Raw genomic sequence first — 12,611 nt, forward strand, 5'->3', positions numbered from 1 at the left:
ATCAATTTTACTTAATAAGGGAGATAAATACTCATGTTTGAGAATTCGATTCCAGGATTTCCACCAACAGTTCCAAATACATCAGCAGATGTTTTTCCGTCCGCAGTAGACCCTTTGGGACGCTCCCAGAGCCAAATGAGTTCGGGCGCTCCAGCATCCCTCGGCACCATGAGTCTAAGTCCGTCCAACAGTGATTTTTGGTCGCAAAACAGTTCAGGCATTGAGGGGATTGCCCAGGCAGGCGATTTGTTCGGGTCGAACTTGGCAGCAGGCGACTTCGACAATGACGGCTACCAAGACCTGGCCATAGGCGTTCCTGGAGAGGACATTGATGGGATCATCGGTGCCGGCGCGGTAAATGTCATCTACGGCGAGGTTGGTGGCTTGAGCAGCCTGACCAATGAAATTTGGTCGCAAAACAGTTTAGGCATCGAGGGGATAGCCGAGGCAGGCGATAGCTTCGGATCTAGCTTGGTGACGGGAGACTTCAACAATGATGGCTACGATGACTTGGCAATCGGCGTTCTCGGAGAGAAAGTTGATGCGATCACAGGTGCCGGTGCGGTAAATGTAATCTACGGATCGGCTGCGGGGCTGACCTCCACAGGCGATGAAATTTGGCATCAAGACAGTCCCGGTATCGACGGGTCCGCCGAGACAGGCGATCGCTTCGGGGCGAGTTTGGCAACAGGCGACTTCGATAATAACGGCTACGACGACTTGGCTATAGGCGTTTCCGGAGAAAATGTTGGTGCGAGCGACAATGCCGGTGCGGTGAACGTGCTGCGCGGATCTGCCTCTGGCATAACCGCCACGGGCAACGAACTTTGGCATCAAGATGTTGGGACGGTCGATGGGGCTGCCGAGGCAGACGATCGGTTTGGGGGTAGCTTGGCAGCAGGTGACTTCAACAATGACGGCTACGACGACCTGGCTATAGGCGTTTCTGGAGAAAATGTTGGTGCGAGCTACGATGCTGGTGCGGTGAACGTGCTGCGCGGTTCGAGCGCCCTGTTAACCGATAACAACAACGAACTTTGGCATCAAGATGTTGGGACGGTCGATGGGGTTGCCGAGACAAACGATCGGTTTGGGGGTAGCTTGGCAGCAGGTGACTTCAACAATGACGGCTACGACGACCTGGCTATAGGCGTTTCCGGAGAAAATGTTGGTGCGAGCGACGATGCTGGTGCGGTGAACGTGCTGCGCGGTTCGACCGCCCTGTTAACCGATAACAACAACGAACTTTGGCATCAAGATGTTGGGACGGTAGAGGGGGTTGCCGAGGCAAACGATGGGTTTGGGCGCAGCTTGGCAGCAGGTGACTTCAACAATGACGGCTACGACGACCTGGCTATAGGCGTTTCCGGAGAAGATGTTGGTGCCAGCAACAGTGCTGGTGCGGTGAACGTGCTGCGCGGTTCGACCGCCCTGTTAACCGATAACAACAACCAACTTTGGTCGCAAGACAGTGCGGGTCAGGTTGCCGAGTCATTCGATTTTTTCGGGGGTAGCTTGGCAGCAGGCGACTTCGACAATGACGGCAGCGACGACCTGGCTATAGGCGTTGCCTACGAAGATATTGGATCGATCGCCGACGCAGGTGGGGTGAATGTCCTGTACAGCTAGCATATAGACCCTCAAGCCGCAGAGATGCAATCGCAGGTCATAGGAGGAGAGCGATAGCGTCTAAGTTAGGGCAACTTATAAGTTGCCCTAATAAGGGACTTCCAAAAAATACAGCGGCTTCCAGCCGAGAAGATATTTAAGTTGGCCGTTTTAAGGGAGATTGCGATCGCAGGTTAGCTAATCTGAAAACTATCTACCTTAGAACATGATCGCCAGCCGCCTTTTGAAACTCCTGAATATTCGATGGGGTACCATCTAATTGGCATCAACATGGGAAAGAGTTTTGATCTGGAGCAAAAGATTGACGGGCGATGGCATACAGGACAAGTATTTCCAGGTACGATCGCATCTCTCATAATTTGTCTGTTTGAAAAGTCGGGAGGAGAAAAATGTTTCGCAAACACACAACTAAAAATTCATCAAAATCCATGTGGGATGTAAAAAAAATACATCCGCTAGTGATTGATTTAAACGAACAAAGTCAGGAATCTATTTCTGGCGGACAACTCTTCTTACAGGGGGAGGCTGAGGAAGAAAGATCTGCGATCGCTCTCCCTTCTTTCCTTAGTCAAGCCAACAAGGCAAAACAGTAGTAATTGTAACAGGAGACTTGGAAATGCTTAATCAGAGTTCTTGGCTGAGCGATCGCGAACTTTAGGATATTTCAGATCCGGAAGCCAATTTAATCGCAGGCGGTCAAGTTACCAGCGTTAGTCAACTTTCGGATGTTCTGCCAATTGTGAGTACGGAACCCAATAAAAAACGCGGTATGCGCTCCAAAACCTCAAACCAAACAGGATTATCAGCTCTGTATGCTAATGTCCGCGCTCTGCTATTATTCGCCAATCCCTTTAGTTAAAGGAGTTAAAAAATGTTGCAGAAACCTTGAATTTGGTAACAGGTAATTGGGCGGGGGCGGGTTTATGAGATTGTTGGTTTTAGCCAAATATTGTTGATAAAACCCGCCCGTACAAAACGTTGCATTGTATAACAGAGCGATCGTCCTGCATATAACAAATAACCACTGCCAACTGACTAATGACTAATGACTAATGACTAATAGACCTCTTGCGAAAGTCTCAGGCGATATCTAATTTAGTCTTTAAAGAAAGTTCATAATTATAAATACCAGCGATCAAATTAAATCTTAATCCGAAGCGCCTTCTTCGATTCCGATATCTGGATGAAAGTATTCTAAATATATTTAAACTTCGATGTATATTTTCAATAACAATTCTTTCTTTTGCCAGTTGGCGATTTAAAACTTTTTCTGCTTGAGTCAGTTCTTTATTCTTGGTTTTTTTGATAGGGGTTCTACTATTATTATGAATTTTTTTGATTCCTTGATAACCTTTATCACCTCAAAGTTCAATTTCTTTATTCATCCCCATCTTGCTTTTTTTAAACAAACTAAAATCATGCGTTTTTCCGTTACTAAAAGCTGTACATATTATTTCGGTACTTTTTGTGTTGGCTAAAACTTGCGATTTTATTGTATGATATTTTTGCTTGCCACTATAATATTTCTTTTGCTTTTTTTTGGGACGCTCTATTTCATGCTCTGACACATCCACCGCTACAGTTTCTATCTCCTGAATTTGACTTTGATAAAGATTTTTTTTGCCAGGTAATTTAAATAAACCTGAATTTATTAAAGCTTTCTCAGTTCTAATTACAATTCGATAAGCATTTGATTCATTAATACCCCAGGGGAAACGCATCTTATTGAACACTGTTCACCAGTGGTGAGTATATTTTGGGAGAAATTCACCATTCAAAGAAGCTACAGACACGCTTTGTAATGTTTTTTAGAGAAAAGAGTAACTGATTAATGGTGGTTGTTACTTGCTGCCTATTTTTAGATAATAAAAAGCTTACAACCACTGTTTACAAGTTGTATAATAGTTAGCAATGAGTTATTTTTGAGAATTTAGTTAACTGAAACAGCGAGAATTTGTGTCAAATAGTCATCATCCCACCCAGCTCTAAGTCGCTTATTTTTTGCTCCGGTTTTTGAGGTTTTCTCTTGATTCAAAAGATTGAGCGAGATGTGTCTAATCATAGCAAAGTTTTGCGGAGCATTATCTTTTCTAATCCGACAATCATCTTCACGAAAACCCACATCTAGTACCCAATGTAAAGAATTTTCAATTCCCCAATGGCTGCGGACTGATTCACCCATTTTTTGAGCATTATTTGGTAAACTACTAATGTAATAACGAGTTTCAATAGTGGTTTTTTCCTTCACTATTCTCACGGATTCTATCATACCTATACTCTGAAATTTCTCCCATTGATTGTCGGGGTCAATCAGCTCTTTGATGTTACTTAGCATTAAATGATGTCGGATTTCAGAGCGACCGTGATTATTCTCTTTCTTCGTCGAATGAGCTGTATGTGTAAATCCCGAAAATCCTTGTCTAATTGCTTGTTTAAACAACTCTTCTACTCTGGCATATAGGGATGGTTGGTTCTTTTTTAAGGTGATTACATACTCTCCTTCTTGTTCAACAATTGACTTCACAATTGACCTTTGACAGCCCATAGCATCAATGGTGACAATGCTTCCCTTCAATTCTAATACTTTGAGTAAAGCCGGAATAGCTGTGATTTCATTAGACTTTTTATCAACCTTAACTTGTCCTAAAACTAATCTTTGATTCGTCGCCCAAGCACTGACCATATGAATTGCTTTTTTGTCTCCTCCCCGCTCGTAAGAATGGCGAAGACTTTTGCCATCTATTGCGATTACTTCTCCTGGATTGAAGCAACTAATAGATTGAATCCAACTCAAAAAACATTTCTGAAATTGCTCGGGTTTGAGGCGAGAAAATACTCGCGCAATTGTGTCATGTGAAGGTATGCCATTCGGCAATTCTAAAATTTTTTTTAACCATTGGTATTTAGCTCGCCCGTAACTTTCGATATCCACCCATGTATCAGCACCGCAAATCACGGCACAAATTGAGAGGGTGATAATGTCAATTAATTGATGATGTTTTGTCCGCTCAATTCTTGGATCTTCTAAGTCGGCAAAATGGTCGGCGATGGTGATTTTAGGTTTGAGTTTCATACAGGTAAACCCTAATTAAATGTTTTGTAGCTACTCAATAATTCTTCTCCAATATACCAGATTCTGTTAACATGGAATTTAGATGCGTTCGCCCTGATTAATACCCCATTTAATTCCCAGATGAAAAAAAGTAGGATATTCTCGCAAATAGGATAATGTCATTAAGATTTGGTCTTCAACGCACAATTTACTTGGTCTTCCTGATTTTTTTTGAAAAACTTTTTCTGCTTTGACTATTTTTACCATCTCTTTGAATGTCTCTTGATGTAGTCCACAGTACCGTTTAAAGTCGGCGGGGTTTAACTTTTGTACTTGTTCGTAATTCATCTTATGGGAGCTAATTATTTCTTTTATTTTACCTAGAACGCGCGCACTTTCGCAAGAGGTCTAATGACTAATGACTCATCTTTTGACTTTCTCCGCACCGCAAAACCGGATGAATTCTTGCCGCCCGTCAGCCGCTGGATAACGGCGGGCGGATTATTTTTGTTGGGAACTTTTGGCGGTGCGATCGCACTTGCTGCTGTCGCTAAATATAATGTTACCGTCAGAGCTCCGGCTACCGTCCGTCCGGCTGGAGAAATTCGCATTGTAGAAGCGGCGACAGCAGGCACGGTGAAAAGCATTCAAGTGAAAGAAAATCAGGCTGTCAAACAAGGAGATGCGATCGCCCTAATCGACTCTTCCCAACTTTTAACCAAACAAAGCCAACTGCAAGGAAATATCCAGCAAAACCAACTGCAACTGCGTCAAATTGCTGCTCAAATTAGCGCTTTAGACGATCGCGGTTTTGCAGAAACTCAGGCAATGGAAGGCGCAGTTGCCTCTGCCCAAGCCGATTTAAGCCGCAGCCAGCGGGACTATGGAGAACGGCAAATTACCTCGCTGGCTGAAGTTGAAGCGGCCAAAGCTAATTTACAATTAGCCCAGTCGGAATGGGAAAAATCCCTGCCGGAATTGCAAAAAGAACAGGCTTCCTTGCAAACAGCCGCAGCAAATTTAAAGGCTGCCGAGGCAAATTTAAAAGCAGCCGTTTCTAAGCGCGATCGCTATCAGTCAATCCAAAAAACAGGCGCTATTTCGCTGGATTTAGTGGAGGAGACGAAACTTGCCGCCCAGCAGCAAGAACAAGCCGTGGCAGGGCAAAAAGCGGCCGTAGAAGCGCAAAAAAAAGCAGTTGAAAGCCAAAGAAAAACCGTTGACAGGCAGCAACAAGCTGTTGAAGTGTCCGCAGCTAAATTAAAAGTTGTTGAAGCTGCCTTGAATCCCAGTGCCGCACCCGTGGCGATCGCCCAACAGCGAATTGCTCAAGAAAAAGCCAAGGGTGAAGCAGCTTTGGCAGCGTTGAAAAAAGAACGATTAACTTCGATTCAGAGTCGCGCTGACATCGAAAATCAAATCAATCGCGATCGTCAAGAGCTCAAACAAATTGATACCGAACTTGCAAAAAGTATTGTTCGTTCTCCCGTAGACGGCACCATTCTCAAACTAAATCTACGAAATCCCGGACAAACTGCACAACTCGGCGCGGCAATTGCTCAAATTGCTCCCGCTAATGCTGCGATTGTCGTCAAAGCTCGCGTCGCTGCTCCCGATATTGGTAAAATCGCGATCGGTCAAACATCTATCCTGCGGATTTCTGCCTATCCCTATCCCGACTACGGCGTACTAGAAGCGAAAGTTAGTGCGATCGCACCCGATGCCATTGCTGGTGAAAATAACAGTCCGCCTTACTATGAAGTGACTGTTATGCCCCAAAAAACTTATTTAGTCAAGCGCGATCGGGCTATTAGCCAATCTGCCGATCAACAGTGCTGTCAGTATCATATTCACGCCGGAATGGAAGTTACAGCAGACATTATTTCTCGACAAGAAACCGTACTTACATTTATGTTCAGAAAAGCCAGGATGCTCGCCGATGTTTAACCAACTTTACCTTCACCTATTAGTATATTTGATTATCTAATTCACCGCGACGTTCTTAGAGCGAGTTTCTGTACTGGTATGCACGGCATCTTTACCTATCTTCAAGCTTGCCGGTTCACCAGTCAAATCACGTATGGAAACGCAACCTGGAGCAACGCGCTCAGCATTGCCGAAGCAGCGCCATCACCTAGCAAGATTGCTGCCCTTGCTGTTGCAGGATTAGGCTTGTTTGCCTTCAAGATTAATAAACAGCTAGGTTTTTTTACAGCGCTAGGTGTTGAAAGCGATCGCGTTTTTCCCATAAGCGCGATCGCCTCCCCTGTAGAAATTTATATTTTGCGAATTTAATAGTAAAAATTTTTCCTGACCGAAAGCAACCAGGTTACAAGCCTCCGCATAAATCCGTGGAGTGGATTTCTTCACTCTCAAATCTCAAATCGATTGACTGTCACTTTATTTTTCGCCACTAATCTCTACAGTAGCCTGTACTTGGGTTAACACAAAAATAAAATTTATGCAAGTCACTCGATTATGCGACTGGTAACTAACAGCTAGTGACTGTTATTGTTAGTGATTACTTAAGAAAAGCAATTTAAATCAGGGACTGTCAAAAAATCTCAGAGTGCATTTCTACACTTGTATACCTTAACAACAGTGAAATGAGCTAGATACCCCCACCGCAAGGGTATCTGGTTTCGTCATTCTCACCCTGTATGCCAATGGAGATACTTCCCATGAATTCACAGACACCAAAGCGTCAGCGCGCAGTTATGTTGACATCTGAAGGTATTGATAAATTCCCAGCAACAAACGCTGATACCAAAAGTTACGAAAATTGCTACCAACATTATACTCTCGAAGTTTTAGGCGATCGCACTAACAAAGAGTCAGATAATTTCATTAAGGTATTAGTCCAGCAAATCTTGGATCGGGTAGGAGCCATAGTTGTGGAGATTGCAGGGCAGGTGCAATTCATGACTCAACGCGCCGAACAACTGTTGAACCAGTATTTTTTATCCCGCGCCCCGCACTCATTGCCAGAACTCTTACAACATTGGTTCAAGGAACAGATATCGCGACTCACATTCAATGGCGATATTCCATCTAGCTGTTTACCATTGTACATTCAGCAAACAGGAAGACAGTTGATCGTCCGTCTGATTCCAGATCCAATCAACCAGCAATATCTCTTGCTGTTGGAGGAAGAAGAACTGCAATCATTCTCTATTTCTACCCTGGAATCGCTAGGACTCACCAAACGCGAGGCGGAGGTTTTATTCTGGATTGCCAAAGATAAAAGCAATGCAGGAATCGCTAAAGTGCTCGGTTGCAGTGAAGGAACAGTGCGAAAACATCTGGAGCATCTTTACGGGAAACTAAGCGTACAAACCCGGACGGCTGCTGTGATGGTTGCTCTGGAAAAGTTGGGGTTGTTCAACGGGGAATTTGTTGCAATATCTTCATAATCCTATACGCGGATCGTCGTATTGATCTCCAAGTTTATTTTGAGGACTATGAGATCAAACGCTATACGGAGTCTGTAAACTGTGCCAAACAAAAATCCACTACGGAGGTAAAAATGGAAACCAATAATGTAGATGCAACGGTCGATTTTGTCGATATCGGTGTTCAGAAACAGAATTCGGCAGCTAGCGAAGGTCAATCTGATGCTAAACCGGGCATCGAAAATGAAACCTTGCTTCACACGCTACGCGCATCATCGATGTTCTCTGTGGAAAACAAAGAAGTTTTACCTCAAAAAAGCCAAGAAGATGCAACAGTCGATTTTGTGGATGTCAGTGCAATAAAACAAGATTCGGAAGCTCGCGAAGGTCAATCTGATGCTAAACCGGGCATCGAAAATCAAACATTCCTTCACACACTACGTGCATCATCAATGTCCTCTGTGGAAAACAAAGAAGTTTTACCTGAATTTACCCGTTACAAAACAGGGACATAGAACCGTATTCATTGGCAATTACTCATTGTAAGAGGTGGAATATGCTCACAATTTGCAACAAATATACATCTGGTGTTTGGGTAGCTATTATGTACTATCGCCCCAACTGTCCAGATGGTGGAAATTGGGCAAAAAAAGGTTGGTGGCGGCTCAATCCTGGCGAATGCAAAGTGGTATATGGGGGGAGTTTGCGTAGCCTGAATCGCTACTACTGTTACTATGCTGAGGCTGATAACGGAGCAAATTGGGCAGGGCCTTACGTGAGGCCTGTCCCTCCACAAGCATTTGACTGGTGTGAGTGGACAAGCAGCACCCAAGCAACTAATGTAGGCTTCCGGTTGCTTGATATTAACAGTTATGACAATTTCACGCTGAATTTGACAGCATAAATCTGAGTGGAGTTGTCAAGTTAAATTTTTATTCTAAATTTAACTTGACAACTTAATCTACATAGGAGCGGAATTAATCGACTATTAACTCTAATTTACTTAATATTATTGCACGGACTCCCATTTATGGGATTTTTTTTACTTTTTATAACAGAAAAGAAGCAACATCTCTTGATAAAAGTTGTGGTTATTCAAATGGAATTTTGTTGCAATATCTTCATAATCCTATACGCGGATCGTCGTATTGCTCTCCAAGTTTATTTTGAGGAGTATTAGATCAAAAGCTGTTATGCAGTTTTGAAACTCAGCTTAAATAACACTCACGACCAAGGTTGTCTTCTCTAGCTATTAAACAACTTTAAGGTGGAGTTTGTTTGCTGAAAACTACTCAAAAAAGAGGTTAAGTATGTTACGGATTACTGCCGATATATTTTCCGGAAGACCCGCTCCAGAGTGGATTATTACGGACGAGGAAGAAGCTCGAACTACGCTCAAAGAGATTGCTAACAATCGTAGCATTGTAGCCGAAGCAGCTTCTGCTGATGCTGGATTAGGGTTTCGCGGTTTCACCATTGAACCCCTCTCTGACGAGCTTGCCCAAGACTTTGAACTACCCGCTAGTATGTATATGGCAGCAGGTGCGAGTGCTGCTAGCGATAAAGCAAACGAGATTGCTGAGCGTTTGATCGGCTTAATGAGCAGTGCAGAATCATCTCCAGAAGCATCGGCTTTCGGAGAAGAACTACCTTTAGATGAAATGTTGCAGAATTTTCTGCGACAACAACTGGAAACCAGCAGCAGAGTTTCAGTATCTGATGTTGAAGACTTACCAAACATGGCGGTAGAAACCTCAAGTGAGGCTGCTGCTACCTGCTTTTATGATACTTCGCCCTATAACCCCGGCTTCTGGAACAACAACCCCGTAATCCGGCAGAAAAACAACTGCTATAACTATGCGAGCAATAAGCGGACAGATACTTTTGCCCAACCAGGAAAAGGATGCGGACATCAGTACACTGCAATTAATTGCGTAGAAGTTACCAAAGCTTCTCTGTGCGATGGATTGCACAAACGCTACGATTGTTTCCCCGCTTCAGAAGCCCCTCGCTATTTAGTAGCACTGGTTATCGCCCCTGGTCCGGGCTTTGTTGATTTCCACTGGTATCGCAAAATGCGAGAAGGATTTTGGGGTCACAAACCGGGTTCGACAGCGGCTCGGAATACAGATAACAGCGGCGTAGTCATCACTAACCCAGCTACCTGTAACCGTGGGCCTTACACCATCTTCTGTGGCTACTTTTACACTTGTAAGAGCCAAAAGATTAAATAGAATCTATAGCACTGCGGAATGTGGGTTCCCCACACTGGAGAAGAAGACCATGCAACGGGCTTATTCACTCACAACATATCTAGAAAGGATAATTGGCTTGGGTTTTTTAATGTTTTTGGTGACTTTGCTTGGATGTTCGGTCACAGCTTTAGGAGACAAAAAGATGCAAGTAGAAGTGGATATGTTTAGTGGCAGACCAAACCCACATTGGGAATTGACAGTGCAAGAATCTCAGCAGTTTACACAACGACTTCAATCATTGTCTACACATCAAGGAGAAGGAGCTGTTAATGAAGGATTGGGGTATCGTGGTTTGATTGTCCGAGAAAGTGGTGAAGAGGTAGAGGGCGATCGGGAAATTGTGATTTCTAATGGATTGATCGTGGCTAGACGCAATGGTAAATCCCAACAATTTCCCGATAAAAACCGTACTTTAGAAAAATGGCTGATCCAGACAGGAGAAGGACGGTTAGATGACGAACTTTACCATCAAATTAGCAAATTAGCCGAGTAAACAGCACAGGACTTACGTACAAAGTGTATCTGTAGGGCGCAGCACACCGCACCTTACCCCACAAATAATGTAAAAATTGCTCTTTTGCGTAAGTCCTAAATAAGTCGAGTCAGCATCAAAAAAAGTAGAAATTCATGTCAGAAAAACTGTCATGGATTTCTAATAACACTCAATAAGAGGTATTTATGTCTGAACAACCTAGTTTTTCCATCCCAGAAACTGCCCAAGCTGATGAAACGACAGGGCGTTACATTATTACTTTCCGCGATGATGCGGTGATAGAAGGGTTAGACCTTCTGAACGACCAAACTGGCATCAGAGACCTGGCAAATGCTGCCGATTTCCCGGACTCTGCTCTAGACTTGAGCCAAATTGAAGCAGCAGGGGGAGCGGTGTTTCCCACTCTTGGCGTGGCCGTCGTCTCGTTAGACGAAGGGGCTTTCAGCAACATCATGACATCAGCGGGAGAGGATTCGGCTATTCTGGCGATCGAACCGGAGCGCACTTTCTACGCCATTGGTGATGGGTTGTCGGCAGACTATTTGCGGGGTTATCGCGATGCGGTGAATAACCTGTACGACAAAGCCACTACTACAGAAGCAGCAGAAATCGAGAAACAAGAATGTTTTTCCGATGATAGCGAGTCTACTTGGGGTTTGAAGGCAACGAAGGTGATGAACTCTCTGTTGACTGGTAGTGGAATGAAAGTTGCTGTGCTGGATACGGGGATGGATCTCCAACATCCCGACTTCGCAGGTCGATCGATCGTATCGCAGTCCTTCGTACCAGGGGAGGACGTACAAGATGGCAACCGTCATGGCACGCACTGCATCGGGACAGCCTGCGGGTTCAAGGATCTTAACGGCCGCAGGTACGGGATCGCTTACGAATCGACCATTTATGTCGGTAAAGTGTTGAGTAATGCCGGTAGTGGCGCTAGTGGCTGGATTCTGGCTGGGATGGAATGGGCGATCGCCAATGGGTGTCAAGTGATCTCTATGTCATTAGGAAACACCAATCCAAAGCCCTCTACAGCCTACGAAACTGTCGGTCGTCGGGCACTACAAAATGGGTGTCTGATCGTGGCGGCCGCCGGCAACCACGGACCAACCAAAACCGTTGGACAACCAGCGAATAGTCCCTCGATTATGGCTGTTGCAGCCGTCGATAACTGCGTCCAAGTGCCTGACTTCTCGGCTAGCTCTGACCTAATTCAAGGAACTAAAGTCGATATCGCCGCTCCAGGAGTGAAAGTATACTCATCAGTGCCTATGGATAAAGGGCGTTATGCTGCTTACAATGGCACTAGCATGGCTACACCGCACGTGGCTGGGCTCGCTGCCTTGTATGCCGAATCGACTGGTAAACGAGGTGCTGAACTTTGGCAATTGCTGACTGCCTATGCTATGGCGCTACCGTTGCCAAATACTCGTGTCGGAAGCGGTTTAGTACAAGCTCCGTAATGCAGAATACTCAAATCCCCGCAGCACTAGCCTGCGGGGATCTAACAGAAGACAATTTATAATACCGCAATGGATTTGCTCCAAAGGATGCTAAATATGTCTGACGAACAAGTACAGCGCATTATAGTGACTGTTGACGACCAAAACATATCGGTAATTCAATCGGTTGTCACTGCCTTAGAATCGGCGGGAATGAAAGTAGATGAGGTGCTGCCTGTGATTGGTATCGTTACTGGAGAAGTTGCTGAGTCGAAGCTAGAAGGACTAAAGAGCGTACCAGGCGTGGCTAGTGTTGAGATCGATCGAGAAATGCAGGCAATTTAAACT

General features: G+C 44.5%; 13 protein-coding genes and 1 pseudogene. 11 read left to right on the forward strand and 3 right to left on the reverse strand.

The genetic code is table 11. From position 1 onward, the window contains the following. The first annotated feature begins 33 nt into the window (after positions 1-33). Both QUA25_RS11085 and QUA25_RS11090 read left to right on the forward strand, forming a co-directional pair. The gene (locus QUA25_RS11085) at positions 34-1,629 is read left to right on the forward strand and encodes an FG-GAP repeat protein (protein ID WP_333037551.1); all 1,596 of its coding nucleotides are present in this window, start codon (positions 34-36) and stop codon (positions 1,627-1,629) included. A gap of 389 nt (positions 1,630-2,018) precedes the next feature. Further along, a complete protein-coding gene (locus QUA25_RS11090) occupies positions 2,019-2,222 on the forward strand; it encodes a hypothetical protein (RefSeq protein ID WP_333037553.1) in 204 nt (67 codons plus the stop codon). Positions 2,223-2,708: 486 nt separating this feature from the next. Here QUA25_RS11090 and QUA25_RS11095 read toward each other — a convergent pair. From QUA25_RS11095 to QUA25_RS11105, 3 genes and pseudogenes are all read right to left on the reverse strand, one after another. Next, positions 2,709-3,350, reverse strand: a pseudogene (locus QUA25_RS11095) (IS5 family transposase). Between the two features lie 209 nt (positions 3,351-3,559). Continuing rightward, a complete protein-coding gene (locus QUA25_RS11100; protein WP_333037554.1) occupies positions 3,560-4,702 on the reverse strand; it encodes an ISAs1 family transposase in 1,143 nt (380 codons plus the stop codon). Between the two features lie 78 nt (positions 4,703-4,780). Continuing rightward, positions 4,781-5,029 carry a transposase family protein gene (locus QUA25_RS11105; protein WP_333037556.1) on the reverse strand — a complete coding sequence of 83 codons (249 nt, stop codon included), beginning with the start codon at positions 5,027-5,029 and terminating at the stop codon, positions 4,781-4,783. Between the two features lie 63 nt (positions 5,030-5,092). Here QUA25_RS11105 and QUA25_RS11110 point away from each other — a divergent pair, with 63 nt between their 5' ends. From QUA25_RS11110 to QUA25_RS11150, 9 genes are all read left to right on the forward strand, one after another. Continuing rightward, positions 5,093-6,628: an HlyD family efflux transporter periplasmic adaptor subunit gene (locus tag QUA25_RS11110; protein ID WP_333037558.1), complete on the forward strand. Its 1,536-nt coding sequence runs from the start codon at positions 5,093-5,095 to the stop codon at positions 6,626-6,628. A gap of 78 nt (positions 6,629-6,706) precedes the next feature. Continuing rightward, positions 6,707-6,976: a hypothetical protein gene (locus tag QUA25_RS11115; RefSeq protein ID WP_333037559.1), complete on the forward strand. Its 270-nt coding sequence runs from the start codon at positions 6,707-6,709 to the stop codon at positions 6,974-6,976. A gap of 386 nt (positions 6,977-7,362) precedes the next feature. Further along, positions 7,363-8,094: a helix-turn-helix transcriptional regulator gene (locus QUA25_RS11120; protein ID WP_333037562.1), complete on the forward strand. Its 732-nt coding sequence runs from the start codon at positions 7,363-7,365 to the stop codon at positions 8,092-8,094. A gap of 113 nt (positions 8,095-8,207) precedes the next feature. Further along, a complete protein-coding gene (locus QUA25_RS11125) occupies positions 8,208-8,588 on the forward strand; it encodes a hypothetical protein (protein ID WP_333037565.1) in 381 nt (126 codons plus the stop codon). Positions 8,589-8,629: 41 nt separating this feature from the next. Continuing rightward, positions 8,630-8,977 (forward strand): DUF1036 domain-containing protein, encoded by a 348-nt coding sequence (locus QUA25_RS11130; RefSeq protein WP_333037567.1) that lies wholly within the window; start codon positions 8,630-8,632, stop codon positions 8,975-8,977. Between the two features lie 406 nt (positions 8,978-9,383). Next, positions 9,384-10,307, forward strand: coding sequence for a hypothetical protein (locus tag QUA25_RS11135; protein WP_333037569.1), 924 nt, complete (start codon positions 9,384-9,386; stop codon positions 10,305-10,307). A gap of 49 nt (positions 10,308-10,356) precedes the next feature. Further along, on the forward strand, positions 10,357-10,821 hold the full coding sequence (locus tag QUA25_RS11140; protein WP_333037572.1) for a hypothetical protein: 465 nt from the start codon (positions 10,357-10,359) through the stop codon (positions 10,819-10,821). Between the two features lie 185 nt (positions 10,822-11,006). Then, the gene (locus tag QUA25_RS11145; protein ID WP_333037577.1) at positions 11,007-12,284 is read left to right on the forward strand and encodes a S8 family serine peptidase; all 1,278 of its coding nucleotides are present in this window, start codon (positions 11,007-11,009) and stop codon (positions 12,282-12,284) included. A 96-nt stretch (positions 12,285-12,380) separates the two neighbouring features. After that, positions 12,381-12,608 carry a hypothetical protein gene (locus QUA25_RS11150; protein WP_333037580.1) on the forward strand — a complete coding sequence of 76 codons (228 nt, stop codon included), beginning with the start codon at positions 12,381-12,383 and terminating at the stop codon, positions 12,606-12,608. Positions 12,609-12,611: the final 3 nt, after the last annotated feature.

Origin of the sequence: Microcoleus sp. Pol17C6 (genome assembly GCF_036701145.1) — a bacterium.
Classification (GTDB): Bacteria; Cyanobacteriota; Cyanobacteriia; order Cyanobacteriales; family Microcoleaceae; genus Microcoleus.

Excerpts from the sequence above, each read along its gene's own strand:
- QUA25_RS11085 (WP_333037551.1), top strand. The coding sequence starts at position 34 with ATGTTTGAGAATTCGATTCCAGGATTTCCACCAACAGTTCCAAATACA.
- QUA25_RS11090 (WP_333037553.1), top strand. The coding sequence starts at position 2,019 with ATGTTTCGCAAACACACAACTAAAAATTCATCAAAATCCATGTGGGAT.
- QUA25_RS11100 (WP_333037554.1), bottom strand. The coding sequence starts at position 4,702 with ATGAAACTCAAACCTAAAATCACCATCGCCGACCATTTTGCCGACTTA.
- QUA25_RS11105 (WP_333037556.1), bottom strand. The coding sequence starts at position 5,029 with ATGAATTACGAACAAGTACAAAAGTTAAACCCCGCCGACTTTAAACGG.
- QUA25_RS11110 (WP_333037558.1), top strand. The coding sequence starts at position 5,093 with ATGACTAATGACTCATCTTTTGACTTTCTCCGCACCGCAAAACCGGAT.
- QUA25_RS11115 (WP_333037559.1), top strand. The coding sequence starts at position 6,707 with ATGCACGGCATCTTTACCTATCTTCAAGCTTGCCGGTTCACCAGTCAA.
- QUA25_RS11120 (WP_333037562.1), top strand. The coding sequence starts at position 7,363 with ATGAATTCACAGACACCAAAGCGTCAGCGCGCAGTTATGTTGACATCT.
- QUA25_RS11125 (WP_333037565.1), top strand. The coding sequence starts at position 8,208 with ATGGAAACCAATAATGTAGATGCAACGGTCGATTTTGTCGATATCGGT.
- QUA25_RS11130 (WP_333037567.1), top strand. The coding sequence starts at position 8,630 with ATGCTCACAATTTGCAACAAATATACATCTGGTGTTTGGGTAGCTATT.
- QUA25_RS11135 (WP_333037569.1), top strand. The coding sequence starts at position 9,384 with ATGTTACGGATTACTGCCGATATATTTTCCGGAAGACCCGCTCCAGAG.
- QUA25_RS11140 (WP_333037572.1), top strand. The coding sequence starts at position 10,357 with ATGCAACGGGCTTATTCACTCACAACATATCTAGAAAGGATAATTGGC.
- QUA25_RS11145 (WP_333037577.1), top strand. The coding sequence starts at position 11,007 with ATGTCTGAACAACCTAGTTTTTCCATCCCAGAAACTGCCCAAGCTGAT.
- QUA25_RS11150 (WP_333037580.1), top strand. The coding sequence starts at position 12,381 with ATGTCTGACGAACAAGTACAGCGCATTATAGTGACTGTTGACGACCAA.